At 60.8% G+C, this 25738-nt stretch carries 25 protein-coding genes; 8 read left to right on the top strand and 17 right to left on the bottom strand.

From position 1 onward, the window contains the following. Positions 1 to 68: 68 nt before the first annotated feature. The 9 genes from ACW4PC_RS19180 to apbC all read right to left on the bottom strand — a co-directional run bounded on the left by ACW4PC_RS19180 (position 69) and on the right by apbC (position 8813). Positions 69 to 554: a F0F1 ATP synthase subunit B gene (locus ACW4PC_RS19180; protein ID WP_455874819.1), complete on the bottom strand. Its 486-nt coding sequence runs from the start codon at positions 552 to 554 to the stop codon at positions 69 to 71. A gap of 3 nt (positions 555 to 557) precedes the next feature. After that, a complete protein-coding gene (locus tag ACW4PC_RS19175) occupies positions 558 to 1199 on the bottom strand; it encodes a F0F1 ATP synthase subunit B (protein WP_455874818.1) in 642 nt (213 codons plus the stop codon). Positions 1200 to 1277: 78 nt separating this feature from the next. Further along, complete coding sequence (locus ACW4PC_RS19170) at positions 1278 to 1505, bottom strand: F0F1 ATP synthase subunit C (RefSeq protein WP_027507791.1); 228 nt, start codon at positions 1503 to 1505, stop codon at positions 1278 to 1280. A 68-nt stretch (positions 1506 to 1573) separates the two neighbouring features. Then, positions 1574 to 2326 carry a F0F1 ATP synthase subunit A gene (locus ACW4PC_RS19165; RefSeq protein ID WP_455874817.1) on the bottom strand — a complete coding sequence of 251 codons (753 nt, stop codon included), beginning with the start codon at positions 2324 to 2326 and terminating at the stop codon, positions 1574 to 1576. A 70-nt stretch (positions 2327 to 2396) separates the two neighbouring features. Then, the gene (locus ACW4PC_RS19160) at positions 2397 to 2741 is read right to left on the bottom strand and encodes an AtpZ/AtpI family protein (RefSeq protein WP_074066842.1); all 345 of its coding nucleotides are present in this window, start codon (positions 2739 to 2741) and stop codon (positions 2397 to 2399) included. 282 nt (positions 2742 to 3023) lie between these two features. Next, positions 3024 to 4202 (bottom strand): cell wall hydrolase, encoded by a 1179-nt coding sequence (locus tag ACW4PC_RS19155; RefSeq protein ID WP_455874816.1) that lies wholly within the window; start codon positions 4200 to 4202, stop codon positions 3024 to 3026. A gap of 146 nt (positions 4203 to 4348) precedes the next feature. Continuing rightward, positions 4349 to 6247, bottom strand: coding sequence for a potassium transporter Kup (locus tag ACW4PC_RS19150; protein ID WP_455874815.1), 1899 nt, complete (start codon positions 6245 to 6247; stop codon positions 4349 to 4351). A gap of 18 nt (positions 6248 to 6265) precedes the next feature. Beyond that, a complete protein-coding gene (locus ACW4PC_RS19145) occupies positions 6266 to 7243 on the bottom strand; it encodes a magnesium transporter CorA family protein (protein WP_455874814.1) in 978 nt (325 codons plus the stop codon). Positions 7244 to 7655: 412 nt separating this feature from the next. Next, positions 7656 to 8813 (bottom strand): iron-sulfur cluster carrier protein ApbC, encoded by a 1158-nt coding sequence (apbC, locus tag ACW4PC_RS19140; protein WP_074066838.1) that lies wholly within the window; start codon positions 8811 to 8813, stop codon positions 7656 to 7658. A gap of 500 nt (positions 8814 to 9313) precedes the next feature. On the opposite strand from apbC, the gene ACW4PC_RS19135 reads away from it, so the two are divergent. Beyond that, on the top strand, positions 9314 to 10288 hold the full coding sequence (locus tag ACW4PC_RS19135; protein WP_455874813.1) for a small ribosomal subunit Rsm22 family protein: 975 nt from the start codon (positions 9314 to 9316) through the stop codon (positions 10286 to 10288). Positions 10289 to 10354: 66 nt separating this feature from the next. Here ACW4PC_RS19135 and ACW4PC_RS19130 read toward each other — a convergent pair whose 3' ends face one another. Both ACW4PC_RS19130 and ACW4PC_RS19125 read right to left on the bottom strand, forming a co-directional pair. Next, the gene (locus ACW4PC_RS19130; RefSeq protein ID WP_455874812.1) at positions 10355 to 11086 is read right to left on the bottom strand and encodes a helix-turn-helix transcriptional regulator; all 732 of its coding nucleotides are present in this window, start codon (positions 11084 to 11086) and stop codon (positions 10355 to 10357) included. Between the two features lie 236 nt (positions 11087 to 11322). Next, positions 11323 to 12117, bottom strand: coding sequence for an IclR family transcriptional regulator (locus tag ACW4PC_RS19125; RefSeq protein WP_455874811.1), 795 nt, complete (start codon positions 12115 to 12117; stop codon positions 11323 to 11325). Between the two features lie 98 nt (positions 12118 to 12215). Here ACW4PC_RS19125 and ACW4PC_RS19120 point away from each other — a divergent pair, with 98 nt between their 5' ends. From ACW4PC_RS19120 to ACW4PC_RS19105, 4 genes are read left to right on the top strand one after another with little or no spacing between them, the layout of a single operon-like run. Further along, entirely contained in the window at positions 12216 to 12986 is a 771-nt protein-coding gene (locus ACW4PC_RS19120; protein WP_455874810.1) for an SDR family NAD(P)-dependent oxidoreductase, read from the top strand. Further along, positions 12986 to 13903: a 2-dehydro-3-deoxygalactonokinase gene (locus ACW4PC_RS19115; RefSeq protein ID WP_455874809.1), complete on the top strand. Its 918-nt coding sequence runs from the start codon at positions 12986 to 12988 to the stop codon at positions 13901 to 13903. Before ACW4PC_RS19120 ends, ACW4PC_RS19115 begins: the two co-directional genes overlap by 1 nt. A gap of 13 nt (positions 13904 to 13916) precedes the next feature. Beyond that, positions 13917 to 14549, top strand: a complete 633-nt coding sequence (locus tag ACW4PC_RS19110; protein ID WP_455875065.1) for a 2-dehydro-3-deoxy-6-phosphogalactonate aldolase — start codon at positions 13917 to 13919, stop codon at positions 14547 to 14549. A gap of 4 nt (positions 14550 to 14553) precedes the next feature. Then, a complete protein-coding gene (locus ACW4PC_RS19105; RefSeq protein ID WP_455874808.1) occupies positions 14554 to 15441 on the top strand; it encodes an SMP-30/gluconolactonase/LRE family protein in 888 nt (295 codons plus the stop codon). 45 nt (positions 15442 to 15486) lie between these two features. Here ACW4PC_RS19105 and ACW4PC_RS19100 read toward each other — a convergent pair whose 3' ends face one another. After that, positions 15487 to 15645 carry a hypothetical protein gene (locus ACW4PC_RS19100; RefSeq protein WP_455874807.1) on the bottom strand — a complete coding sequence of 53 codons (159 nt, stop codon included), beginning with the start codon at positions 15643 to 15645 and terminating at the stop codon, positions 15487 to 15489. 320 nt (positions 15646 to 15965) lie between these two features. Here ACW4PC_RS19100 and ACW4PC_RS19095 point away from each other — a divergent pair, with 320 nt between their 5' ends. Then, the gene (locus ACW4PC_RS19095; protein WP_455874806.1) at positions 15966 to 16568 is read left to right on the top strand and encodes a PRC-barrel domain-containing protein; all 603 of its coding nucleotides are present in this window, start codon (positions 15966 to 15968) and stop codon (positions 16566 to 16568) included. A gap of 161 nt (positions 16569 to 16729) precedes the next feature. Here the strand turns inward: ACW4PC_RS19095 and ACW4PC_RS19090 are convergent, their stop codons facing one another. Together ACW4PC_RS19090 and ACW4PC_RS19085 are read right to left on the bottom strand one after the other, a co-directional pair. After that, the gene (locus tag ACW4PC_RS19090; protein ID WP_455875064.1) at positions 16730 to 18094 is read right to left on the bottom strand and encodes a putative bifunctional diguanylate cyclase/phosphodiesterase; all 1365 of its coding nucleotides are present in this window, start codon (positions 18092 to 18094) and stop codon (positions 16730 to 16732) included. Between the two features lie 118 nt (positions 18095 to 18212). Next, a complete protein-coding gene (locus ACW4PC_RS19085) occupies positions 18213 to 19934 on the bottom strand; it encodes a response regulator (protein WP_455874805.1) in 1722 nt (573 codons plus the stop codon). Between the two features lie 181 nt (positions 19935 to 20115). On the opposite strand from ACW4PC_RS19085, the gene mutL reads away from it, so the two are divergent. Both mutL and ACW4PC_RS19075 read left to right on the top strand, forming a co-directional pair. Next, positions 20116 to 21933 carry a DNA mismatch repair endonuclease MutL gene (gene mutL / locus ACW4PC_RS19080; protein ID WP_455874804.1) on the top strand — a complete coding sequence of 606 codons (1818 nt, stop codon included), beginning with the start codon at positions 20116 to 20118 and terminating at the stop codon, positions 21931 to 21933. Positions 21934 to 21997: 64 nt separating this feature from the next. Beyond that, on the top strand, positions 21998 to 22228 hold the full coding sequence (locus tag ACW4PC_RS19075) for a DUF2093 domain-containing protein (protein WP_022716573.1): 231 nt from the start codon (positions 21998 to 22000) through the stop codon (positions 22226 to 22228). A gap of 101 nt (positions 22229 to 22329) precedes the next feature. On the opposite strand, the gene lpxK is transcribed toward ACW4PC_RS19075, so the two are convergent. The 3 genes from lpxK to waaA all read right to left on the bottom strand — a co-directional run bounded on the left by lpxK (position 22330) and on the right by waaA (position 25711). Next, a complete protein-coding gene (lpxK, locus tag ACW4PC_RS19070; protein ID WP_455875063.1) occupies positions 22330 to 23373 on the bottom strand; it encodes a tetraacyldisaccharide 4'-kinase in 1044 nt (347 codons plus the stop codon). Between the two features lie 290 nt (positions 23374 to 23663). After that, the gene (locus ACW4PC_RS19065; RefSeq protein WP_455874803.1) at positions 23664 to 24383 is read right to left on the bottom strand and encodes an HAD family hydrolase; all 720 of its coding nucleotides are present in this window, start codon (positions 24381 to 24383) and stop codon (positions 23664 to 23666) included. Between the two features lie 8 nt (positions 24384 to 24391). Then, positions 24392 to 25711, bottom strand: a complete 1320-nt coding sequence (gene waaA / locus ACW4PC_RS19060) for a lipid IV(A) 3-deoxy-D-manno-octulosonic acid transferase (RefSeq protein WP_283070968.1) — start codon at positions 25709 to 25711, stop codon at positions 24392 to 24394. Between the last annotated feature and the right edge of the window lie 27 nt (positions 25712 to 25738).

Here is a 25738-nt window from a genome sequence, read left to right as displayed (position 1 = left end):
GCAGCCGCACCGCTGCCAATAAAAAAGCCCCGTTGCCGGGGCCTTTCCAGATCAACATGAAAGAACGCTCAGTTCAAGCGCGTCTTCACTTCGCCGACGGCACCCTTGAAGAGGTCGGTCTGGACCTTGCCGTCGGCCTTCTTGGCGAGAACCGTTTCGGCCGCGCTGATCGCCAGATCGACGGCAGCCGAACGGACGGCTTTCATCGCATCGGCCTCCGCCTGCTTGATCTTCTGTTCCGAAAGGGCCGTGCGGTTGGCGACGAACTCTTCCGTCTTCTTCTTCGCCTCGGCAGTCAGCATCTCGGCTTCGCGCTCGGCAGCGGCGACGATATGCGCAGCCTCCGCTTCCGCTTCCTTGCGCTTGCGCTGGTATTCGGCCAGCAGATGCTGAGCCTCTTCGCGCAGACGCTTGGCTTCGGCCAGCTCGTTGCGGATCTGGTCGGCGCGGTCGTCGAGCGACTTTGCCATCATGCCCGGAACCTTCAGATAGACGACGAGGGCCAGGAACAGGACCAGGCCGACAAAGGCGAAGAAAGTTGCATCAAGTTCCATCGATCAAGCCTCCTTCTTGGCGGCTGCGACAGCAGCGGCAACGTCGGTCTTGGCGGTTGTGCCACCGATCAGCTGTTCGATAACGGCAGCGGCCGTTTCCTCGGCAATCGTGCCGACGTCTGCAAATGCCTTCGCCTTGATGTCGGCGATGCGGCCCTCGGCAGCTTTCAGCTTCTCGGACAGGCTGGCTTCGACGGCGCGGCGATCTTCTTCGGCCTTGGCCTTGGCGGCGTCGCGCGCGGCAGAGCCGATCGAGTTCGACTTGGCGCGGGCCGCAGTGAGTTCAGCTTCATAGGCTGCAACGTCCGCATCGGCTTCCGCCTTCAGGCGGCTTGCCTCGTCGAGATCCTGCGAGATTCGCTTATGGCGCTGCTCGAGGATACCGCCGATGCGCGGCGTAATGACCTTTTGCATGAGCAAGAAGAAAACGGCGAAGGTGATCGCCAGCCACAGAAGCTGGGATGCGTAAGTCGACGAATCGAAAGGCGGGAAAACACCGCCGCCATGCTCGCCACCGGGAACGCCGGTCTCGGTATGGACCTCGCCGGGCGCCGGAGCGGCATGCGGGTCCGTGGCGGGCGCTGCACCCGGTTCTGCCGTTCCCGCCGGAGCTTCTTGAGCATAGGCCGGGGTCACAAAAAACATGCTCACCTCCAGGTGTACTGCAAATACGAAGAATCACGGCTTGCTGGTCGCAAGCCGTGATCCCTCAATCCACCGATATTAGACGGCGAAGAGCAGAAGGAGAGCGACGAGCAGCGAGAAGATGCCCAGAGCTTCCGTAACGGCGAAGCCGAAAACCAGACGGCCGAACTGGCTGTCAGCAGCAGACGGGTTGCGCAGAGCGCCAGCGAGGTAGTTGCCGAAGATGTTGCCGAGGCCGAGAGCCGTACCGGCCATACCAAAGCAAGCCAGACCTGCACCGATGAACTTTGCTGCTTCCGCTTCCATGTTGAACTCCTTTGAAATGGTTGTTGCGGCGAATTGACTGACGCCCTTTGACGTCAATGTCGGTATCCTTAGTGGCCACCCGGGTGAACTGCGTCGTTGAGGTACATGCAAGTCAGCACCGCAAAGACGTAAGCCTGGAGGAAGGCGACGAGGAACTCGAGACCGGTCAGGGCGACCGTCATGATGAGGGGAAGAACGGCACCGCCGACACCGACTGCACCGAGGGCTCCAAGCGAGGCGACGAAGCCTGCGAACACCTTCAGCGTGATGTGACCGGCGAGCATATTGGCGAAAAGACGAACAGAAAGTGAAATGGGGCGGGACAGGAAGGAGATGATTTCGATCGTCACCACCAGCGGCAGAAGAATGCCTGGCACGCCCGAGGGCACGAAGACATTCAGGAAATGGAAGCCGTGCTTATAGAAGCCGTAGACGAGAACCGTGCCGATGACGAGCAGCGCCAAGGCGAAGGTGACGATGATCTGGCTCGTCACCGTGAAGAAATACGGGAACATGCCAAGCAGGTTTGCCGTCAGCACGAACATGAAGAGCGAAAAGACCAGCGGGAAGAACTTCATCCCCTTGGTTCCTGCGCCTTCCTTCAGCATTCCGGCGATGAATTCGTAAGACATTTCCGCGACCGACTGCGAGCGGCCGGGGACGATCGCGCGGTTTGACGTCGAGAAATAAAGGAAGCCTGCGGCAATGGCAGCGGATGCCGCCATGAAGAGAGAAGCGTTGGTAAACGAGAAATCAATTCCGCCAATTTCGATCGGCACAATCTTCTGGATCAGGAACTGATGGGTCGGATCGTTAGACACCGCTTGTTCTCTCTTCTTTGGCCCGCGATTGCGGGATCATCACACTGGACAAAGCGCCTGGCACCCTGCCCTATTTCTTGCCGTTTTCGGCCTCTCCAGGCTCCGGTTTTGCAACCTTGCCTGCAGCACGAAGAACGTTCAAAACACCGGCACAGAATCCGAGAAGCAGAAGAACAATCAACCCCCAAGGCGCCGTGCCGACAAAACGGTCCAAAAGATAGCCAAGAAGGGCACCGACGACGATGGCGGAAATGAACTCGCTCGAAAGCTTCATCGCCTCAGCATAGCCCTTGCGGCTTACCTCGGCGCGGGCTTCGTTCGCCTCGTCCTCTCCCGCATCTATGCGCTTGGCTTTGAGCTTCGCTCCCAGCTGCGCACGGCGCTTTTCAAGACTTTCCTCGCGGTCATCCGCCATGGCTTCCTCCTCGTCTTCCGCTGTCCGCGATCCCCGCTACCCCGGTTTTCAGGACAACGGACACAAGGTCTAAAAACCTTTCGGCCCGTTCTGAAGTCGCGCGCAACATAGTTTTAGGGGAAACCATAGTCAAGGCGTAGGAAGCTTATGTCCAGCCATAAAATTATCGTTCCGAATCAATGATTTGATCCGAATTTCACACCGCCTTGAAAATTCGAGCCAAAGAATCCGCTTTCGAAGCCGATGATCGGCGCGGAAATCCGCTGCCGGACCGGCATATCTTCAGCTCCAGCCGCCGCCATAGGTGCGGTAGAAGACGTGCAGGCCGATCCGGCCGACCTTTTCCATGGTCCTTGCCCATTTCGGCCGGACATAGACGGCATGATAATGTGTAGCCGAGCCGACTTGCGGAAGCCAGATCTTGCCGGCCGTGACCGCCATGGCGACGTCGCGGGCAACGCGCCAGTGATTTTCGGAGTTCACGCGATCGCGGATGTTGTCGCAGGCAAAGGAAAACTGGCAGCGGTTCCGCCAGTCTTCGTTCTGGTAGACGACGCCGCAGATGGTTTTCGGGTAGGCCGGGTTCCTGACGCGGTTGAGGATGACCTGCGCGACTGCGGCCTGCCCCTTTACCGATTCGCCGCGAGCTTCGAAGTAGATGCCAGATGCAAGGCACTGCTGCTCGCGCGCCGAAAACACGCTGGCCGGCAGGATGCTCGCCGCCCATGCGTGATCGCCCGCGCCGATCTGCGGAACGAAGCGACCGTCATTTGCCTGATCGGCGAGGATCGAATCGAAGGGCGATTGACGGGCGTAGTCCGGGGCTGCCGGCGCATAGGCGGTCGCCAGCACGTCGGCCTTGTTGCTTGTGACGAGGCCTGCAAGCATCGCCGGAACGCCGGGTTCCGGCATGACCGGCTGCTTCCTGTAGAAATTGGTGGCGATCTCGATTTCCTTGCCCATGATCTTCGGCTTCACGAAGGCGGACTTGTCCTTGATGCCGAAGCTCGGCTGGAAAAGGAGCTGCGTGCGCTGGAGAATGGAGCCAGCGGAGAAATCCTTCGGCGGCTGCATCTTCTCGACGGCGACGATGCGGCCTTTCTTGCTTCCGCGGTTGACGCGGTCTTCGTCCGGCGTTTCCTCGTGGCCCTTGCCTTTCGCGACAAAGGCAAGCTTGCGGCCATCCGGAAGAACCATGCCCGCGCCGGCCGCGATCGTTCCCGTCACGATCGGATCCGCGAAAGCGAGTTCGGCCTGATGAATGGAGCCCGCCGGAGAATTTGTCATCACCATGCGCCAGTTGTCGCGGCTTTGATCAAGCCCGGCGAGCATGGCGGCAAGATCGGCATGCGATGCGATGGTGGGGAATGCAAGCCACCCGCAAATGCCGAAGATGGCGGGTGAAATCCAGCTCTGAGGGAGAAAACGCAGCTTGCTGCGGACAACGCGATTTCGACGCAACGCCAGACTCCGGACACGGGACGCTTCAACAGTCAGACGAAAATTACCCATTAACCTTGATGCTTGGTTAATGCGGTGTCCCAGAATTCATCCGTGAGCGGTTTTTCGTCTTCTCCCCGCGCGGCGAAGATTGTTTGGAAAGGGTGTCAGATGATGACGTGCGAGCCGAGTTCGACTACGCGGTTCGCCGGAAGACGGAAGTAGTCGGAGGGGTTCGCTGCTGCGTTGGCGAGCGCGATATAGAGCCGGTCCTGCCAGTAAGGCATTCCGGATTTCGCATCCGGCACCAGCTTGCGCCGGCCGAGATAGAAGGAGGTCGTCATGATGTCGAACTTCAGCCCGGTCTTTCTAAGCGCTGCGAGCGCCTGGGAGACGTTCTGCGTTTCCATGAAGCCGAAGAGCAGTTCGACACGCGAGAAGCGCTCGGAAATCTGCTCGACCTTGTAGCGTTCGGAGTTTGCAACGCGCGGCTTGTTGACCGTGCGGATCGTCAGGATGACGTTGCGGTCATGCAGGACGTGGTTGTGCTTTAGATTGTGAAGCAAGGCTGCGGGCGCCGATTCCGGATCGCTGGTGAGGAAAATCGCGGTGCCCGGCACATGGGCAGGCGAGTGATCGCTCTTGCGCTCGATGGAACTGACAAAGGAAGGCAGCGGAATATCCGTGTGGCGGGTCTTTTCCATGAGGAGCGCCGTGCCGCGGCGCCAGGTCCACATGACAACGATGAAGGCGGTGGCGATGAGGATCGGAATATAGCCGCCGTCGTGGATTTTGAGAAGGTTGGCACCGAGGAAGATCAGTTCCAGCACAAGCAGCGGCAACAGAACGATCGTTGCGATCGAAGCCGACCAGTTCCAGCGCGTTCGCACGAATTCGAAGGCCATGATTGTGGTGACGACCATCGCGCCGGTGACCGAGATGCCGTAAGCCGTTGCAAGAGCTTCCGAAGTCTGGAACGTGATGACCAGGAACATCACGCCCAGAAAGAGTACTGTGTTGACCGTCGGCAGGAAAATCTGCCCGGTATTGGTCTCCGATGTGAAGAGGATCTCCATGCGCGGCAGGAAGCCGAGGTTGATCCCCTGGCGCACGAGCGAAAAGGCGCCGGTGATGACCGCCTGGCTGGCGATGATCGTTGCAGCCGTCGCCAGTATGACGGCAAAAGGCAGCGCCCACTTCGGGAACATGAGATAGAACGGGTCGGACATCGCCTCCGGATTGCCGAGGACGAGTGCGCCCTGGCCGAGATAGTTCAGCGCGAGCGCAGGGAAGACCAGCGCGAACCAGGCCCACTGGATCGGGCGGCGGCCGAAATGGCCAAGGTCGGCGTAAAGCGCTTCGGCGCCGGTCACCGTCAGGAAGACCGCACCCAGAACAACGATGCCGAAGAATCCCTCGTGGAGCAGGAAGCTGACGGCATAATACGGATTGAAAGCTGCCAAGATCCCGTAGTCGTCGGAGATATGCGAAATGCCGGCAATCGCCATGACGATGAACCAGAGCGCTGTGATCGGTCCGAAAAAACGGGCCATGGCGCCGGTGCCGTGCGATTGGAAAACGAACAGCAAGACAAGGATGCCCGCCGAAATCGGCACGATGTAGGCCGACAGGCTCGGGGCCATGAGCTTAACGCCTTCAACGGCAGACAGAACCGACAGCGCCGGCGTGATCATCGCGTCGCCCAGAAACAGAGCCGCACCTGCCATGCCGAGTGTAAGCAGCAATGCGGTGTGCCCGTTCGCCGTCTTCATCAACAGGGCAAGCAGGGAGAGTGTGCCGCCCTCGCCTTCGTTATCGGCGCGCAGCAGAAGCAGGACATATTTGAGGGTGACGATGATCGTCAGTGCCCAGAGCATCAGCGAGATAAGGCTGATGATCTCGAAACGGGTGATCCCATCGTGCGCAACCGGCTTCAGCGCTTCGCGGAATGCGTAGAGCGGGCTGGTACCGATATCTCCATAGACGACGCCGACGGAGCCGAGCGTAAGATAGAAGAGTTTGCGCGGCGTCATGTGGCGATCGTGTGAATGGCTTTCGTCGGACATGAAGTGACAACAGGCTCCTTAGAGCCAGCCTTTCCATCGGAAAAAGAAAAACGGAATGATGGCGGACATCACCATCAGGCCCAGCGAAGAGGGATAGCCCGCGACCCAGTGCAGTTCCGGCATGAATTCGAAATTCATGCCATAAATGGATGCGACAAGGGTGGGCGGCAAGAAGACGACGGATGCGATCGAGAAGATCTTGATAATCGAGTTCTGCTCGATGTTGATGAGGCCGAGCGAGGCGTCGAGGAGGAAGGTGATGTTTCCGGCGATGTAGGACGCATGCTCCGTCAGCGACTGGATATCGCGCGAGACGGTGCGCGACAGTTCCTTCGTTGCCTGGTCCTTCTGAACTGCGGGGATGGTGTAGAAGAAGGTCATGAGGCGTGAGAGCGAGGCGAGGCTCTCGCGCACCTTGCTGACAAGGCGGTGGTGGCCGGCGATATCGCGAAGCTTCACCTCGAGATAGTTCGAAGGCTTGCGAACCTTTCTGGCGCGGTCGCCGAAAACGTGCGTCGAAAGGATATCGATGCGGGCGACCGAGAGTTCGAGAATTTCCGCAGTCCTGTCGGCGATCGTCTCGAGCAGCTTGGCAAGGAGAGCGGCACCGCTGCGCCACTCTTCCGGCACGCGATGAAGGGCGGCGATGAACAGGGCAAAGGATTTCGGATGCGCGTAGCGGATGGTGATCAACCGGTTCCCAACGAGGATGAAGGCAACATCCGTCAGCGTCGGGGCCTCTGTCTCAGCTTTCCAGACCAGCGAAGCCGTCATGTAGACCGCATTATTCTCGGTATAGAGGCGTGCGGACGGCTCGATATCCTTCAAATCGTCGCGGGTCGGAACCTCGATGCCGACGATTTTTTCGACGTAGAGTTCCTCCTCACGGGTTGGCTCAAGCAGATCGATCCATACCACATCGTCCGGAAACTCCGCGGCGTGCGATAGGTCACGGATTTCGACCGACTTGCAATTTGAACAATAGGCAGTGATCACCGGGTGTTGCTCCAGCCGCCGGCACGTCCTGCAATGCCTGCGCTTTTCATCGAGAGCCTTTCACTGGAATGGCAGCCGTCACGGCGCCGTACAGGCTAATAGTCTTCGATCTTACCGGACGCGGAAAAAGGTTCATACAACTCCAGCTGCATCCGGTCAGAACCCGGCCATGCATTCTGCTCAACCGCATCGCAGTCACCAATCCTTCGATCGACAAGATAACTCCGAACATGCAGGCTGGCCGAAACTTTTCAAGCAAGGGCGGCCATCATCGAGCATCCGCAGAAACCGCCATCATGGCGACGGCGGGCCATATGACGGAAAGCTGTGAAATAATCAAGTCATCTTAGGTGAACTGGACGATATCACCACATTTCTCCCACAATTTGGGGTATGCGACGCGCCGAAACAGCTATTCGAAAATGATCGCCGGCGCCTGGCGCTGCGGCTGGCCGCCGAGTTGTTCCCACACCTTCGAAGCGATGTCGCGATAGATGCCCGCAACGATGCCGTTCGGTTCGGACGCGACAAGCGGCGTGCCGGCATCCGAGGTTTCGCGGATACTCACCGTGAGCGGGACCTCGCCGAGGAAGGTCACGCCAATGCGCTCGGCCTCCCTGCGCGCGCCGCCATGGCCGAAGATGTCGTAGCGGGTGCCAGTATCGGGCGCGATGAAATAGCTCATGTTCTCGACGATACCGAGAACCGGGACCTCCACCTTGCGGAACATATTGAGCCCCTTACGGGCATCGATCAATGCAAGGTCCTGCGGCGTGGAGACGATGACGGCGCCGGCGAGCGGCACCTGCTGGGCCATCGTCAGCTGCGCATCGCCGGTACCGGGCGGCATGTCGACGACCAGCACGTCGAGTTCGCCCCAGGCGACTTCGCGCAGCATCTGCAGCAGCGCCGATTGCACCATCGGGCCGCGCCAGATCATCGCAGTTTCCTCATCGACGAGGAAGCCCATCGACATGACCTTGAGGCCGTAGTTCTCCATCGGATTGATGATGCGGCCGTCGACCTGCGTCGGCCGGCCGGAAATCTTCAAAAGGCGCGGCATGGAGGGACCGTAGATGTCGGCGTCGAGAATACCGACACGCAGACCGTTCGCCTGTAGGCCGAGCGCGAGATTGACGGCCGTCGTCGACTTGCCGACGCCACCCTTGCCGGAAGCAACCGCGATGATCGACTTGATGCCTGGAACGCCGATCTTGCCGGCGCGCGGCGGCTGTTGCTGCGGCGCGTGCGCATGGCCTTCATGGCCGTGCCCTGCATGGGCAGCAGGACGGGCGGCAGGTGCGGAGGCAGGGGCCGCTTTCTTGTCGGCGGTCAGCGCCACGAGCGCACCCTTGACGCCGGGCAGTTCCTTGATGACGCGTTCGGCCGCGAGACGCAGCGGCTCAAGCTCCTTGGCTCGCTCGGCCGGAACGGTGATCGAGAAATAGACCTTGCCGTCTGCAATGAAGACATCGGAAACCATGCCGAGCTCGACGATATTGTGTTCGAGATCGGGACCGCGCACGGTCTTCAGCGTTTCGAGAACTTGTTCCTTGGTGACGTCCGTCATTCCACCCTCACGCATAGTCTTTGAAGAGACGTAGATAGTGGAGGGCTGCGGCTTCGCCAAACGAAATCGGCATCAAGGGCAACGGAAATCGCGCTCTATCGAAAACCGTTGCGGCCATCTGGTCCGCCGGGCTTTCGCCCCGATGGCCGCAACGGTCTGCCCGATACCCGGCGCAATGCAAGCCCAAGTAGAACAATGTGGGGAAATGACCAGAGGAAAAATCACCCCAAACCACGGGGTTGGAGCGACATCACGGAGGGCCGTTACAAAAAGGCAACAACCGCCGCCGGCAACGGATGCGGGAGACATGCATCTACGCTGCCGGCGGCCGGTTACCGATGGCGCCGTTCATTTTTGGCGCTCTTTCAAAGTCCCCTCTGGACCTCTGCGGAATAAGAAGCAAGGCTCGTGCCAGATGGTGATCGGCAAGCGCTTCATATGCCGCTTGGCATGGATCGCACCCGGCTGTATGGCGTGATCGATCAATGCGGGCGACAGCGATGGAATTGCCAAGGATCTTGCGGGAACAGGTGGAGGAGATGCTGGAGGGCCAGCCGCTCGATGGGCTGAAGCGCGCCGCGGCACGCCTTTCCAGGCGCTACCGCCAGGAACTGCGCGACGGCAGTTTCCACATCAGCGATAGCCTTGCAGCCAAGGCTTATCTCGCCGCCAGGCTGCCCGCCACCTATGCCGCGATCCGCGCCGCCTATGAAATGATTTCGCAAGCCCGGCCTGATTTCGCCCCTGAGTATTTCGTCGATATCGGGGCTGGTCCAGGCTCGGCACTCTGGGCGGCCACCGACTGCTGGCCGGAGATCAAAAGCGCCGTGATGGTGGAGGCAAGCGATGCGATCCGCAACGTCGGAAGAAGCCTCTCGGGGCGGCTCGACCTTCAGACGGAATGGCTGGATGGCAATCTTATCAAGGCGTTGCCGAAAATTGCGCCCGCCGATCTCGTCACTATCGCCTATGTGCTCGATGAGATAGAGCCGCATCAGATCGACGCGTCGATCGATAAGCTCTGGGCGATGACGCTCGACACGATCGTCATCATCGAACCCGGAACGCCAGCCGGTTGGGACCGCATCCTCGCCGCGCGTGACCTACTGCTCTCAAAAGGGGCGCATCTGATCGCGCCCTGCCCGCATGCATCGGACTGTCCTCTCGCGCGGCCAGATTGGTGTCATTTTTCGCGCCGGGTCGCCCGCTCGAAAATGCACCGCTTGGTCAAGGATGCGGACGTACCGTGGGAGGACGAGAAGTATATTTTCATCGCCGCAAGCCGTTTTGCAGGCGAGGCTGCCCAGGCCCGCATCATCGCACCGCCTCAGGGCTCGGGCGGAGTGATCCGGCTGAAGCTCTGTCAAAGCGACGGGACGGCGGGCGAGCGCACCTTCTCCAAACGCGACGGCGCCACCTTCAAATGGGCGCGCCGGGCGAATTGGGGCGACGGGCCGGAACGCGACGGAGAGTAGTAGCATCGGATGAAAGACCCGGCCCTGCCCATCTTTTAAGCCAAACTGCCAATATTTTCAGCAGGGTTACTTGATGATGCCGATGCGCAGTGCCTTGGCGACCGCCTGCGTCCGGTTGACCGTGTCGAGCTTCTTCGTTGCGCGGTTCAGGTAGTGGTTGACGGTATGTTCCGAGAGGTTGAGGATATCGGCGATTTCCGCACTGGTCTTTCCCGCCGCCGTCCAGTTCAAGCAATCGATTTCGCGGTCCGTCAGCGCATCCGTCATGCGCGTATCGAGACTGCGGATTTCGGCAAGCCTGTCGAACACATGGATCGAGATATAGGAAAGATCGCGCATCTCTTCCGGCGCGAAGGGCTCGCGATCACCGGCGAACGAGACTGCGCCGCGCATACCCGATGGCTCGTGCGTCGGGAAAAATGCGCAGCGCATCATCTTGAAACGCTCGAAAAGCGCCACGGCCATCGCCGTCTTCCCGTCATCCCTCCTATGGCCCTTGGTCACGTCGACGAAAAAGGGGACCGCGGACGTGCGCAGGCGGCGTATGACGGGACTGCTCACCAGCAGGTTTTCCTGATCATAAAGCGCCAGCAGCTCGGCCGGCCAACTGGTGATCACCGTCGCGCTTTGCAGTTCGAATGACGTGACCGGCGGCAGGTTGAGGACCATGAACGCGCGGCTTCGGCAGGCTTCCGTCAGGCGCTTCATGAAGCGGAAGATATCGAACTGGGTCTTCAGGCCCGCGACTTCCTGAATGTATCCATCTGCATCGAAAGATGCCCGTGACAGTGCTGTCATCTACTTTTTCGTCTTCTCAAGAGCGGCGGCGCCGTTTCAGATCGATGTGTGCCTGCAAGCCAACCACGCGCCAGCATGAAATAAAAAACAACCTGGCCGAAATACAATGGCCGAAGAGACTATTCGTTTTGACAAACTACCGCAGTTGGCGTGATTCGCAGCCAAATCTCAATATCGCACTCATCATAAGTGCGCTCTGCGAGAGCGTCCAGCCGATTGCATCGCCGCGTGGGCCGCTATCGGCGCGGGCCGAGACGGACGCGCATCGCATCCGCGATGCATTGCGCCGTCTGCTTTAAGGGTGCAGCCCATTCTTCGAGACGCTCAAGCGTGAGCCTGTAAGCCGGACCGGTGATCGAAACGCCGCCCGTAAAGCTTCCATCCTCCATCCGGATTGGCGCCGCGACGCAGCGGATACCCGGCTCATGCTCCTCGCGGTCGATGGCGAAGCCGGCTTTGCGGATTGCCGCCACCTCGGTCAGCAATGCTTCGGCCGAGACCAATGTCTGTGGAGTGAAGCTATGGAAGGAGAGGCTTCGCACCAGCGTCTCCAGCGCATCATCCGGCAAAATCGAAAGAGCAACCTTGCCGACGCCGGTGCAATAGACGGGCGAGGCATTGCCGATCTGGGAATACATGCGAACAGACTGCTGGCCCTCGATCTTGTCGAGGTAGATAATGGAGGTTTCGCGCAGGACGCCGAGATGGACCGTCTCGCCGCTCATCTGCTGCAGGTGCCGCAGATGCGGTTCGGCAATCAGCCGGAACTCATTCTTCGCCCAGCTTCGCGACGCCAAATCGAGAAGCCGCAGCCCCGGCGCATAGCGGCCGTCTACGTCGAATTCCAGAAGCCCTTCCTCGACGAGATGACCGAGCTGGCGGTGCAGCGTGCCGCGCGGCTGGCCGACGAGCGCGAGAATATCGGTAAAGCGCATTGGACGTTCGGCATGCGTCACGAGCTCGAGCAGCGCCATCGCCTTACCCAATGTCCCCGTTTCACTTTCTCTCGATATATCTTTTCGTGGAGCCATTGATCGCCTACCGTCGGCCTTGACACGAATGGCAGCGTAATCAGATAATTCCACATAGTCAAATTGAGTTCCAAATAATGGAAACACGGGAGGATACGGTGACGAGCGTAGTCGCGCAGTTTCCGGAATTCAGGGATCGTTGCGTGCTCGTGACAGGCGGCGGCTCCGGCATCGGCGCCGCGATCGTCGAGGGCTTCGCCCGGCAGGGCGCGAAGGTTTCCTTCATCGACATAGCCGAAACGGAAAGCCGCGAACTTGCCATGCGGCTTTCCCGCGATTCGGAACATCCGGTGCATTTCTTCAAGGCCGATCTTCGCAATATCGCCGCGATCCGGCAGACGGTTGATGCGGTGGTCGCGCAATCAGGGCCGATCACCGTTCTCGTCAACAATGCTGCCTGGGACGACCGGCATGAATTCGATACGGTGACCGAAGAATACTGGGACAACAACCAGGCGACAAACCTCCGCCATGTCTTCTTCACCGCCCAGGCCGTTGCGCCTTCCATGCGTGCGGCAGGCGGCGGCGCGATCATAAACATGTCGTCGATCGCCTTTCTCCTGAACATGCCGGACTTCCCGGCCTATTCCACGGCCAAGGCCGCCGTGATCGGTCTCACCAAGAGCCTTGCCGGCAAGCTTGGCCCCGACAATATCCGCGTCAACTGCATCTTACCGGGCATGATCGTGACCGAACGGCAGATGAAGCTCTGGCTGACCGAAGAAGGCATTGCGCAGACCATCAAACGGCAGTGCCTGAAGAAGGTCCTGCATGGCGACGCGATCGTCGGCCCTTGTCTGTTTCTTGCATCCGACTGCGCGGCCGCGGTGACGGCGCAGTCCTTGATCGTCGACGGAGGCATTTTCTAATGGCAAATCCCGCTTATGTCGCGGTGGATTGGGGTACGAGCAGTTTCAGGCTCTGGCTGATCGGCAAGGACGGCAGCATTCTGGGCGAACGCCGCAGCGGCGAAGGCATGACGACGGCGGCCAAGACCGGCTTTGCCGATGTCTTGGCGTCGCACCTTGCCGCACTCTCGGTCCCACAGAACGTGCCGGTCATCGCCTGCGGCATGGTCGGCGCCAAGCAGGGCTGGGTCGAGGCGGGCTATATCGACGTTCCTGCGTCGATCTCCTCGATCCTCACCGGCGCGGTTTCCGTTCCGGGCCAAAGCCGGGATGTCCGTATTCTCCCCGGCCTTGCCCAACGCGACAAGGCATCGCCCGACGTCATGCGCGGAGAGGAAACGCAGCTGCTTGGCGCACTTGGCCCCGACAGCAGGGGATTGCAGGCCGTCTGCATGCCAGGCACGCACTCGAAATGGGTTCATGTTCAGGACGGCGAAGTGATCGGGTTTTCAACCTTCATGACTGGCGAACTCTTCGACGCCATCAGCAAGCATACGATCCTCTCGCATGCCGTTGCGAGCGCCGAGGCGGCGCAAGCGGACAATTCCGCCTTCAGAGCGGCAGTCTCGGCCGCTTTCAGGCAGCCTGCCATGGCGTCGAACCTTCTCTTTACCGCCCGCTCGGGCCAGCTTCTTCACGGATTGACGGCGGCCGGTGCACAGGCAAGGATTTCCGGCACTCTGATCGGGCTTGAAATCGCCGGTGCGCTTTTCGACGCACCGAACGACACGCCTGTCACGCTCGTCGCGTCCGGCCGCCTCCAGGGCCTTTATGAAACGGCCTTCAAGTTCTTGTCTCTAAAGTACACCGTCATCGATGCCGACACGGCCGTGCGCCGTGGGCTTTCGGCCGCCGCCGAAGCTATCTGGCCGAATTGAGGAAATTCTCATGATCAACCGCATTCCCTTCCCCTCCATGAAGCGTCCGCTCATCGCCATTCTCCGCGGCATCAAGCCGCAGGAAACCGAAAGCGTCGTCGGCGCGCTGATCGAGAACGGCCTCGCCGCGATCGAAATCCCGCTGAATTCGCCCGACCCTTTCAAATCCATCGAGATCGCTGCGAAAATGGCGCCGCCGGAATGCCTGATCGGCGCGGGCACCGTGTTGACGGTCGATGCTGTCGACAGCCTTCACAATGCCGGTGGCAAGCTGCTCGTCACACCGAATGTCGAGCCTGACGTCATCATTCGCGCGCGCAGCTACGGTATGGTCTCGATGCCGGGCGTCTTCACGCCGACCGAGGCGCTCGCTGCCGCGCGCGCCGGGGCAACCGGCCTGAAATTCTTCCCCGCCAGCGTGCTCGGTCCTTCGGGCATCACGGCCATCCGCGCCATTCTGCCGCCCGAACTGGTGATCGCGGCGGTCGGCGGCGTCTCCGACAAAAACTTCGCGGACTACACGAAAGCGGGCATTCTGGCCTTCGGCCTCGGCACCAGCATTTACAAGCCCGGAATGACGGCCGCAGAGGTTGCCGAGCGCGCCAAGGCCACCATTTACGCCTATGACGCAGCCGTAGGAGCGTAGGCATATGACCGAGATTTACGAGTTCGAGGGCAAGACGCTTTGCAATACCAGTTCGGTACTTGGCGAAGGCCCGACCTACGATCCGGATACCGACACCGTCTGGTGGTTCAATATTCTCGGCAAGGAACTGCACGAACTGAACCTCAGCACCGAAAAAAAGAAGGTGCATCCGCTTCCGATGATGGCGAGCGTGCTCGCACGCATCGACGCCAACCGCCAGCTGCTCGCAACCGAAGAAGGACTTTTCGTCCGCGATATTGGCAGCGGCAATCTGACCTTCTACGCCGCATTCGAAAACGACAACCCGGAAAACCGCTCGAACGACGGCCGCACGCACCCATCCGGCGCACTGTGGATCAGCACGATGAGCAAACGGGCGGAACCCCAGGCAGGCGCGATCTACCACGTCGCCGGTGGAAGGGTGACGAAGATCTTCAGCGGCATCAGCATTCCCAATTCGATCTGCTTTTCGCCCGACGGCACGATTGGCTATTACACGGACACGCGCATCAGCCGCCTCATGCGCGTCATGGTCGATCCGCAGACGGGGCTGCCGACGGGCGAGCCGATCGTCATGGTCGACAGCATGGATGATCCCGGCGGCATCGACGGTTCCGTCTGCGATTCGGATGGCTATATCTGGAACGCGCGCTGGGGTGCAGGCGTCGTCGACCGGTACAGCCCGGACGGCCTGCGCATCGCCCGTTACAAGGTTCCTGCCGCACAACCCTCCTGCCCAGCCTTTATCGGCGTCAATGCGGACCGGCTGGCGGTGACGACCGCCTGGGAAGGGCTCGACGACACCGCGCGCTCGTCGCAGCCGCAAGCTGGCGCGCTGCTGGAGCTTGGTGTGACGGTAAAAGGCGTTTTCGACCCAGTCTACCTGCTCTGAACAACGCAACGCGGACGTTTTAAAGAAGCTGAGGGCGAAATGCCCTCAGTCCATCTTCATTCCGGGTCGGAGCACGATTGCGAGCAAACGGTTTTCGTCGATGACAGTTTTGGCGGGATAGATCGCCAACGGATTGCTCGCCGGTTGCGGCAATTCCGTGTTCTTCTTGAGCCTTTCGGCCATGGAAAGACGCGCATCGACCAAGCCTGCTCGATGGCCTGTCCAACTGAGAGCCCGTCCCCGGGAGAAAATGCGATCAGAACGGTGATGAATGCCGCGATTGCCCGCCCGCACCGAGAAAGCCTGTGCTCAATATCGAAAAAGCGGCGCGCTTTGTTGTAGCCGTCAAAATCACACGCATTTCGATAGAATTCCGCGAAAATCATCGAACTTTCCGTGTTCGTTCCCGGAACTAAAAGCCTATCCAGTCATTTTCCTTTTGAACCGGCACGGAAAAAGACGCCAAAGAACAAAACCGGCGGCCGCGCTTAAGACCAATCGAGGAACACAAAGGTAGGTTCGAAATGACACGCAAACTTCTGACGACCGTTGCCGCTGGCGCCCTGTTTGCCACGGCTTTCGCGCCGGCGGCGTTCTCGCAGACTGCACCGCAGCCGGCTACCCCCGATGCAACCCAGACGGCTCCGGCCGACCCGGCAGCACCAAAGATGCCGGATGCAACCGCTCCGGCTGGTGACGCCCAGGCTCCGGCTCCGGCTCCGTCGACTGATACGGCCGAGGCAGGCGCATACCTGACAGAACAGGGTGCAGACCAGATCAGCGCCAATTCCTATATTGGCCAGTCCGTCTATACCGGCGAGAACGAAAGCATCGGTGAGGTCAACGACCTGATCATGAAAAAGGACGGCGGCTTGGTTGCTGCTGTGATCGGTGTTGGCGGCTTCATTGGTATCGGTGAAAAGAACGTTGCAGTGCCGATGGACAAGATCACCGCTGCCCAGAACACGCAGGACGGCAGCCTGAAGCTGACGACCTCGGAGACGGCAGAATCTCTGAAGGCCGCTCCGGAATTCAAGACCCTGCAGGCTCTGGCCGCTGAAAAGGCTCCGGCGCCTTCGGGCACGATGCCGTCAGACCCGACAGCGACGGGTTCGACCAATAAATAATCCCGCGCGGTGCGTATAGTGTAGGCGGCGGTGCCCAATCGGGCGCCGCCGTTTTCTACAGAAGAGGTCAAAAGCGCAGGGCCGATTGCCGCATGGACGTCAGACAGATTGTGACGTCTGACGGCGACGCGAAACGGCCTTTGATGCGGCTTGCGCAGGCCTCAGGCCGACACGCGATCGATCGCGGCCGAGTCGTAATAGTTTTCGTGGAGGAAGCGCAATGTGGCGATGCCATCGGCGGGCTTGCCGAAATGGTAGCCCTGCCCCATGCCGCAGCCGAGCGACCGCAGCTTCACGGCCTCCGAATAATCCTCGATGCCCTCGGCAACCACTTCGAGATCGAGGCCTTCGCACATTGTCAGGATCGCCTTGATGATATGCTCGGAGGCGCGGTCTGAATTGATGCGCGAGACGAAGGCGCGGTCGATTTTCACCTTGTCGAAGATGAAGTCGCGAAGGCGCCCGAGGCTAGATTGACCGGTACCGAAATCGTCAAGCGAGATGCGCACGCCTGCCTGCCGAAGCTCGGAAAGGATGCGGTGGGCGGTATCGGTGGAACTCATGACCGCCGTTTCGGTGATTTCCAACTCCAAACGGTGCGGGTCTAAGCCGACGCGGCCGAGGGTGGAGAGCACGTTGCTGCTTGTGCCTGGATCCATGAGCTGGGCGGAGGACAGGTTGAACGACAGGAATAGTTCGCGCGGCCAGGAGAGTGCCGCTTCGGCAGCCTTTCGAAGCAAGGTTTCCGACAGCGCGTCGATGAAGCCGCGCTCTTCGGCGAGCGGCACGAAAACGCCCGGCGAAACAAAGCCGAGGTCAGCATCGTTCCAGCGCGCCAGGGCCTCGAAGCCGACCACCTGATTGTTCGACAGAGAGACGATCGGCTGGAAATGCACGTCGATGGCGTCTGAGATGATGGCATTTCGAAGCGCCTGCTCGAGCTGTGTTGCGCGCTTCATCTCCTGCGCGATCTCGCGCGAATAGACGGTGATCTGGCTGCGGCCGCGGCGCTTCGAGCGATAGAGAGCGGTTTCAGCGCTTTTCAAAAGCTCATCGAACTCCGCACCGGCGAAAGGATAGATGGCAAAGCCGAAGGAGGCGGAAAGCCGCACGTTGCGGTCGCCGAGATCATAGGGCGCCGACAGCACCTCGCGGATCATCTGGCCGAACTTTTCAGCGCTTGCGCGCTCGAAGATCAGCGGCAGCACGAAAGCGAATTCGTCGCCGTCGTGGCGGGTGACCAGCGCGCCATCCGGTATACATGCCTTCAGGCGGTGGGCGACCTGGCAGAGAATTTCGTCGCCGGCTGCAGAGCCGAAAAGATCGTTGATTGGCTTGAAGGAATCGAGGTTGGCGATGCCGATGGTGAAGGGAGCCGGATCGCTTGCGCGTTCCGTGGAAATCTGACTGACCCTGTCGCGCATGCGATGGCGGTTGCCGAGCCCAGTCAGCGGATCGGTGTAAGCCATGGCCTGAAGCTCATTCTGGCTCAGAGGCAAGAAGGGTATGTCCGCTGGCTTCATTATTCAACCTGAGATTTCGTCACTCCCTCCCGGAAGAATGGCGGGCAAGTCTTAACAAACCGATAGTAAACCGGCTCCGTTCGGCTCAGATGATGCCCCAGATTTGAGGAGTTGACGGCGCTCAGACGTGCGCCCGCAGCGGCTCGGCGGCGAGATGCTTCTGGAAGAGCGTTTCCAGTATGTCTGGACTGACCGGCTTCATGATGACATCATCCATGCCGGCCTTCGCGCATTCGTCGCGATCCCGCTCGAATGCCTGCGTCAGGACGCCGACAATCGGCGTCTTATGCGGGTGGTTGTCTTCCATCTGGCGGATCATGCGCGCCGCCTCGAAACCGTTCAATCCTGGCAGTGAAATGTCCATCAGCACGATCTGCGGCCTGTATTCCGCCCAGAGGCGCACTGCTTCGTCGCCGCTGGCTGCGATCAGGTAGCGGTAACCCAGTCCTTCCAGTATCTGGGAAAAGACAATCTGGTTGATGTCGTTGTCTTCCGCCACAAGCACCTCCAGGAAATCCATCTCGGAAGACGTATTGATTTCCCAGTCGGCCTCGCCTTCCGGCGCGGTGCGGTTGTTGCGGTTGAAGTGGCGGGCGATCTGGAAGGTAAGCTCATTGGCAAGCTGGAAACCATCCATGACCAGCGCCGGGATGCCGTATTGTCCGGCAAGTTCCAGGCAGCGCATGCCCAGCTGATTGTCGACGATCAGAAGATCAAGCGCGATGCCGGACGAGGTTGCGATCTCCAGGAAGCGCTCTTCCTCGTCTTCGCCGCGAACGGAGCAGGCCTCGAAGCCGTATTTCGCAAGCGTGCGGAGGGCGGCGGTTTCAGCAGCGAGGTCGCCGGTGACGACGAGGATCTTGCGGCCGGAGAAATTCTCCGGAACGATCGTTTCCATCGCGGCCGGCGGCCGGCGCTCGTGATCGCCATTCAGCGGCACATAGGCGCGGCGATAGGATTGACTGCTGGAGGTGGTGACGGATGTAGCCTGGTCGAACTCGTCGAGATCGGCGCCGTCGCGCGGCAGATCCTGCATCGTGGATACGATAAAGTAGCGTCCCGGCTTGCCGATGCGATGCTTGCGGCTGACGATGTCGCGCTCCGAACCGTCGCGGGCGACCTGCCGCTGCCGCACGACGGACATCTCGCCGGTTTCCAGAACATGTCGGTCGCTCTCCTCGAAGCGCTTGGCGACTTCGGGAGAGAAGAGATCCCCGCTCTTGCGGCCGAGCACCTCCTCGACAGTCGTCTGGTATTTCTCGCAGAAGGCGATGTTGACGGCGACGTAGGTGAGGTTGCGATCCTTGACGAAGAGCGGGAACGGCAGATTGTCGAGTATATCCTCGGTCAGCTGAACACGTTCGAGATCGGCGCGCCACTGCTCCTCACGCTTCTTCTCCTCGGAAATATTGGAAATGATCGATACGCAATAGCCGCTCGGCAGACGACGCTTGACCAGACGGATCCAGCGGTCGCTGCCATGGCGCTCGACGATTTCGAAGCGCTCGCGCCAATGCGAGGCAATCTTCTGGGACAGCCAATCCTCGCGACCGAGTGGTATGCCTGGCTGCCTGGCCGCATATTGCTGACGCACGCCGGTGTCGTAGACGGCGCCGAGAAAATCGCGAAGCCGGGTTCCAGGCTTCAGCATCACGGACGAAATCGGGAAGAAATCGAGCACCTGGCGGCTCGCGAAGATCATCTGATCGTTCTTGTCGTAGATGATGAGGGCGGCCGAGAGGCCGTCCGAAAAGGCATCGAAGAGCGCAGCCTGCAGGTCGATTTCGGCCGGCATCTCATCGCTCACGGATGATGCGTCCGCCTTTTCGAAGCCGGCACTCATTCCTTCACGTCCCACATCTGTCCGATTTCATAGCAGTGTCTGGTTGTGTACGATCAAAATGCCAGCTTTCTCCTAACGGCGGCTTAACGTTAAGCACCCCCAATTCACGGGGAAAACACATGGTCCACGGGCGCAGCGTTTTCGCCCTTCCCTCGGACCCGCGAATCCACGAAAATGGCGCATGGCCATCAGACAACTCTCCGAAACGCTCATCAACCAGATCGCCGCCGGCGAAGTCATCGAACGCCCGGCGAGCGCGGCGAAGGAGCTGATCGAAAATGCACTGGATGCCGGCGCGACCCGTATCGAGATCGCCACGTCCGGCGGCGGCAAAGGCTTACTGCGGGTCAGCGACAACGGCTCCGGCATGGATGCAGCCGATCTCGAACTTGCCGTGAAGCGGCATTGTACCTCGAAGATTTCCACGACGCTTGACGACATCCGCACGCTCGGCTTTCGTGGCGAAGCGCTGCCTTCGATCGGTTCCGTGGCGAAGCTCAGTATTTCCAGCCGTCGCAAGGATAGTGCGGGCGGCACCGAGATTGCCGTTGCCGGCGGCAAGGTCCTGCATCTGAGGCCCTCGGCCTCCAATCCGGGCACGATCGTTGAAGTGCGCGATCTCTTTTTCGCAACACCTGCGCGATTGAAGTTCCTGAAGACAGAGAAGGCGGAAGCGGCGGCCATCACAGAAGTCGTCAAGCGCATGGCGATCGCCTTTCCCGGCGTGCGCTTCGTCCTGTCCGGCACCGATCGCAGCACGCTCGAATTTCCGGCAACCGGAGAGGATCATTTGGCGCGCATGGCGCAGGTGCTTGGCAAGGAATTCCGCGATAACGCGATCGAACTCGACGCCGAGCGCGAAGGCATCGCTCTCACCGGCTTTGCCGGCGTACCGACCTTCAACCGCGGCAACTCCGCCCATCAATATGCCTTCGTCAACGGCCGGCCGGTCCAGGACAAACTGATCCTTTCGGCGATCCGCGGCGCATATGCCGAGACGATCCCGGCCGGACGCTATCCGGTGGCTGTCTTGTCGCTGTCGCTCGATCCGGCGCTGGTGGATGTCAACGTGCATCCGGCCAAGTCGGACGTGCGCTTCCGCGATCCGGGCCTCGTGCGCGGGTTGATCGTCGGCGCGGTGCGCGAGGCGCTGGCGCGTGACGGAAGCCGGGCGGCAACGACTGGCGCGGACGGTATGCTGCGCTCCTTCAGGTCGGGTTTCCAGCCGGGCTATCAGCGGCCAGCGCAAGCCGCATGGTCGGCCGGGACGTCCCCATCGCGTCCGTTTCAGACGGCAAACGGCGGCTTTGGCGCAAGGCCGCAGGCGTCCTTCGACGGACTGAGCATGCCGGCTGCGCGGGCCGAACCGCAGGCGCAGGCATGGCAGCAGCCCCGACCAGCCGAAGAACCGCCGCCGCGTTACCCGCTCGGCGCTGCGCGCGCGCAGATCCACGAGAACTACATCGTCGCGCAGACGGATGACGGGCTTGTCATCGTCGACCAGCACGCCGCACATGAGCGGCTGGTCTTCGAGGCAATGCGAAAGGCGCTGCAATCGAAACAGCTGCCATCACAGGTGCTGCTGATCCCGGAAATCGTCGACCTGCCGGAAGAGGATTGCGACCGGCTGATGGTGCATGCCGAGGGCCTCAAAGGGCTTGGGCTTGCAATCGAGCGCTTCGGGGCGGGGGCGATTGCCGTACGCGAAACGCCGGCGATGCTCGGCGAGGTCGATGCGCAGGGCCTCATCCGCCAGCTTGCCGACGAGATTGCCGAATGGGATACGGCCTCCGGCCTTTCGGCCAAGCTCGAATATGTCGCCGCGACCATGGCCTGCCACGGCTCGGTGCGCTCCGGCCGCAGGCTCCGGCCGGAGGAAATGAATGCGCTGCTTCGGCAGATGGAAATGACGCCGGGCTCCGGCCAGTGCAATCACGGGCGGCCGACCTATATCGAACTGAAGCTGTCGGATATCGAGCGGCTGTTCGGACGCAGCTGAAAACGCTGGCAATAATGCCTTCGCCGCGATATTGGCAGTCGAAGGCATAAGGGAACGGAGCAGGATGAACTTGTTTGAAGGAAACGGAAACCGCGAGGCGAAGATCCGCTATCTCGATGCAGATTTCCAGATCCTGTCGCCGGGTTCCTATGTCATCTGCGCCATGACCGGCAAGCATATCCCGCTCGACGAGCTACGCTACTGGAGCGTTGCCCGCCAGGAACCCTATGCCGACGTCGTTTCTTCGCTCGAAGCCGACAAGCGCGCCGGCGTTCTGCCGAACCAGAAGCGCTGATCCAGAAAACGCTCGTGAAAGAGCGCCCGCTCCGGCTTCGAGGGCGTCTGGCGAAACGCGGTGATCGTTGACGGATTCAACGCGATGTCGCGCCCGCAAACTCACCCGGACTTCCGGCTTTTTCTCAGCCGCCGCTCCCGGCAGGCCTCCATGGCACGATCGATGATGAGGCCGGGTGCCTGCGGGTCTTCGAACGACATTTCGACTTCGATGACTCGGCATTTGGCGGCGAGTTCCTCCGCTTTGCCATGGTGGCCGGCAAGCCGCACGAAATCCTTCGATGTCGTGACGATCAGCAGGTCGTCGCGTTCGGCGGTCGACAGCAGGTCAGCCATCTCATCGTCGCTCAGGTGTTCGTGGTCGCCGAAGGATCTCCCGATCGCGATTTCGGCGCCGAGTGATTCCACCGTCCGGAAGAACTTGCCCGGATCGGCAATGCCTGCAAATGCCAGCACCTTGCGGCCGGCGAGGTCGTTTTCTCCGCAAACCTTCAGCGATGCGGTGAAATAGGGTTTCGCGGCGCGGGCAGCCATGCGGACGATCGCATCGGCGGCATTGCCCTTTCCCACTTTCAGGAGCGCGCTGGCATAGCGCATCTGCACGGAGATCGGTGCGCGCACGGGACCGCCCGGCACGGTATGCCCATTGCCCAGGCCGCGCGTCGTGTCGATGACGAGCAGCGCATAGTCGATCGCCAGCCGCGCGCTCTGGAAACCATCATCCATGATGATGAGGTCGGCCCCTTCCCTGACAAGCCGCTCGGCGCCTTCGACGCGGCGGCGGGAAACGACGGTCATCGCCTCGCGGGCAAGCAGCAGCGGCTCGTCGCCAACGGCAACGGCGCGATGGTGAGCGGGATCGACAACCACGGTGACGTCCAGGGAGCCGCCATAGCCACGGCTCAGGAAGCCGGGCCGCAACCCCTTGGCCTTGGCGGCCCGAGCGATCGTCAGCGCTGTCGGCGTCTTGCCGGCGCCGCCTACGGTGAAATTGCCGATGCAGATGACGGGAACGAGAACGGAAGCGCGGCGCGCATGCGTCATACGATAGCCGGCGATCCGTCCATAGAGGAAGGAAAAGGGCAAGAGCGCCCATGCCCGCCAATCAGCTTTCGTCCACCAAAACGGCGGCGCTTCGGATACCATAACTGCCGCCCTATGCTCCTCTGGTGCCTTGCGGGCCACCGGCTACCCCCTCGACTGGCGGGAAAGAAAGGGCAAAATTGCAGAAAAAGCAAGCTTTTGCTCCCGACCGTCCTCATTCCCTTGCTTGTCACAGCAATCAAGCCACGGTGCGTCTGCGCCGTAAATGAAACAACGACATTGGAAAAGGGTCTTCCGCGCCATCGACATGGCGCGGCTGGACGCGCACAGAGATTAGGGAGAACAAGGGGGTGCCGTCGCGGCAAGAATGATTGGCCGCGCGTAGTGGACAATCATGCCATTTGCAGGTTCGGCAACAGGCCTTCGAGTTCGGTGATATCGTTGAGGCAATAGTCGGATGCGGCTACCAACGATTCCCGCGAGCCGGTGCCCGTCAGCACGGCGATCTTGAGGCCGGCCTCGGCATTGTGGCCCATGTGCAGGTCGTGATTGTTGTCGCCGACGACCGCCACTTGCGCCGGCTCCAGCCCGGTCGCCTTGCAGAAGCCGAGGACCATTCCAGCGTCCGGCTTGATGCCGAAGCCGCTGTCATAACCGGCGATGTAGTTCACGAACTCAGCGAAACCGAAGCGCTGCGCGGTCTGGCGGATGGAGCGCTCGTTGTCGCTGGACGCGATGCCGAGCTTGAAGCCGCGGCGGTGCAGGCGGCCGAAGAAGGCGGCAAGATCGGTGACCGGTACGGAAAAGTCGGCGGCATGGGAAAAGAGAGCGTCGAGCTTGATCGTCAGTTCAATGACATCAACCCTGGAACCCGCCGCGACCAGCCCCTCGGCGATCTGCCGGGTATTGCCGGCAGCCAGCAGACTGTCGGGCACGATATGGCCGGTCACCGGGTCCATTCCGGTCGCCAGCAACAGATGGTCGGCTAGCGCCGGATCGTCTTGCGAGGCAATGCGCGCCAATTCACGGTTCACCGGCAGCCAGCTCTCATCATAATCGAGCAGGGTGCCGTCCTTGTCGAAGAGAATGCCCTTGATTTGCGCAGCCGTCATGTTTTCCATCAGCCCTCTGCCACCGACCTCGGCAGCAGTCTTGCCTTCACCGTCAGCGGATTGATGTAAGGCTCGAGAGACTTCACCGTCGCCGTCAGCGCGCCGCGCATTTCCTGCACAGCCATGACGCCGGCCTCGATCATACTACGCCGCGCCTCGCCATTGATGAGCAAATAATGCACCCCCTTGGCCAGCATCTCGGTATCGCGCACCATGCGGGCGCTGCCGCGGCGGGCAAGCTTCTGATAGGCGTCGCGGAAGTTCTGGACATTGCTGCCGGAAAGCACAGCGCAGCCCAGCATGGCGGGTTCGAGCGGATTTTGCCCGCCTTCGGCAAAGAGCGAACGGCCGACGAAGGCGACTTCCGTCATCCGCAGGTAAAGACCCATTTCGCCGATCGTATCGCCGAGGAAGATATCGACATCCGGCGAGAGTAGGTCGTCGCGCGTGCGGCGGGCAACCTTGAGGCCCTGCTTGACGAGCATTTCTTCGATCTCGTCGGAGCGCTCGGGATGGCGCGGCACAATGATCGTCAGCTGGCCGTTGCGCTCCTTCAGCGTGCGATGAACGACCGCCGCGGCATTTTCCTCGCCGTCGAAAGTCGAGATCGCAGCCCATGTCTTGCGATCGCCGATCTGCTTCTTATAGCGGGCGAGTACGGATGCGTCGTAAGGGGGTGCGTCCGTATCGACCTTGAGATTGCCGGAGGTCGTCACGTGCCTTGCCCCGAGATCGCGAAAACGCTCGGCATCGATATCCGACTGCGCGATCACAAGCGCGAGGTTCTCGAACAGCGCCTCGGCAATGGCCGTTCGACGCTGCCAGCGCGCGAAGGAGCGATCCGACATGCGCGCATTGACGAGGATCTGCGGAATGCGGCGGCGGCCGAGTTCCATGACGGTCGCCGGCCAGATTTCCGACTCTGCAATAATGGCACAATCCGGCTGCCAGTATTCGAGGAAGCGGCTGACGGCGGGCTTCAGGTCGAGCGGTACATACTGATGGATCGCCTCATTGCCGATGCGCTCGGCGGCGAGCCTTGCCGAGGTGATCGTGCCCGTCGTCAGGATCACATGAATGTCGCGGCGGCGGATTTCGCGGATAAGCGGAATGACGGCGTTGGTCTCACCGACACTCGCAGCATGGAACCAGACAAGCGGCCCCTGCGGCCGGTTTGCGCTGGCATAGCCAAAGCGCTCCGTGCGGCGCGCACGCTCTTCCTTGCCCTTGGCGGTCCGGTAGGCGAGATAGGCGCCGACGATCGGAGAGGCGATGACCCCTGCCGTCCGATAGACGCCCAGCGCGAACCGCGCTCTTGGCGAACTCATCTAAAATGCCTCCGATCAGCGATGATC

This window comes from Rhizobium yanglingense (genome assembly GCF_977109285.1).
Note: the sequence above shows the minus strand (reverse complement) of the source record. Positions and strands in the feature narration are given on the sequence as shown.

Coding starts and splice junctions, on each gene's coding strand:
- ACW4PC_RS19115 (WP_455874809.1), top strand. CDS start 12,986: ATGGCAAATCCCGCTTATGTCGCGGTGGATTGGGGTACGAGCAGTTTC.
- ACW4PC_RS19175 (WP_455874818.1), bottom strand. CDS start 1,199: ATGTTTTTTGTGACCCCGGCCTATGCTCAAGAAGCTCCGGCGGGAACG.
- ACW4PC_RS19160 (WP_074066842.1), bottom strand. CDS start 2,741: ATGGCGGATGACCGCGAGGAAAGTCTTGAAAAGCGCCGTGCGCAGCTG.
- ACW4PC_RS19135 (WP_455874813.1), top strand. CDS start 9,314: ATGGAATTGCCAAGGATCTTGCGGGAACAGGTGGAGGAGATGCTGGAG.
- ACW4PC_RS19095 (WP_455874806.1), top strand. CDS start 15,966: ATGACACGCAAACTTCTGACGACCGTTGCCGCTGGCGCCCTGTTTGCC.
- apbC (WP_074066838.1), bottom strand. CDS start 8,813: ATGACGGACGTCACCAAGGAACAAGTTCTCGAAACGCTGAAGACCGTG.
- ACW4PC_RS19075 (WP_022716573.1), top strand. CDS start 21,998: ATGAACTTGTTTGAAGGAAACGGAAACCGCGAGGCGAAGATCCGCTAT.
- ACW4PC_RS19125 (WP_455874811.1), bottom strand. CDS start 12,117: ATGGCTCCACGAAAAGATATATCGAGAGAAAGTGAAACGGGGACATTG.
- mutL (WP_455874804.1), top strand. CDS start 20,116: ATGGCCATCAGACAACTCTCCGAAACGCTCATCAACCAGATCGCCGCC.
- ACW4PC_RS19130 (WP_455874812.1), bottom strand. CDS start 11,086: ATGACAGCACTGTCACGGGCATCTTTCGATGCAGATGGATACATTCAG.
- ACW4PC_RS19170 (WP_027507791.1), bottom strand. CDS start 1,505: ATGGAAGCGGAAGCAGCAAAGTTCATCGGTGCAGGTCTGGCTTGCTTT.
- ACW4PC_RS19085 (WP_455874805.1), bottom strand. CDS start 19,934: ATGAGTGCCGGCTTCGAAAAGGCGGACGCATCATCCGTGAGCGATGAG.
- waaA (WP_283070968.1), bottom strand. CDS start 25,711: ATGAGTTCGCCAAGAGCGCGGTTCGCGCTGGGCGTCTATCGGACGGCA.
- ACW4PC_RS19180 (WP_455874819.1), bottom strand. CDS start 554: ATGGAACTTGATGCAACTTTCTTCGCCTTTGTCGGCCTGGTCCTGTTC.
- ACW4PC_RS19105 (WP_455874808.1), top strand. CDS start 14,554: ATGACCGAGATTTACGAGTTCGAGGGCAAGACGCTTTGCAATACCAGT.
- ACW4PC_RS19065 (WP_455874803.1), bottom strand. CDS start 24,383: ATGACGGCTGCGCAAATCAAGGGCATTCTCTTCGACAAGGACGGCACC.
- ACW4PC_RS19150 (WP_455874815.1), bottom strand. CDS start 6,247: ATGTCCGACGAAAGCCATTCACACGATCGCCACATGACGCCGCGCAAA.
- lpxK (WP_455875063.1), bottom strand. CDS start 23,373: ATGGTATCCGAAGCGCCGCCGTTTTGGTGGACGAAAGCTGATTGGCGG.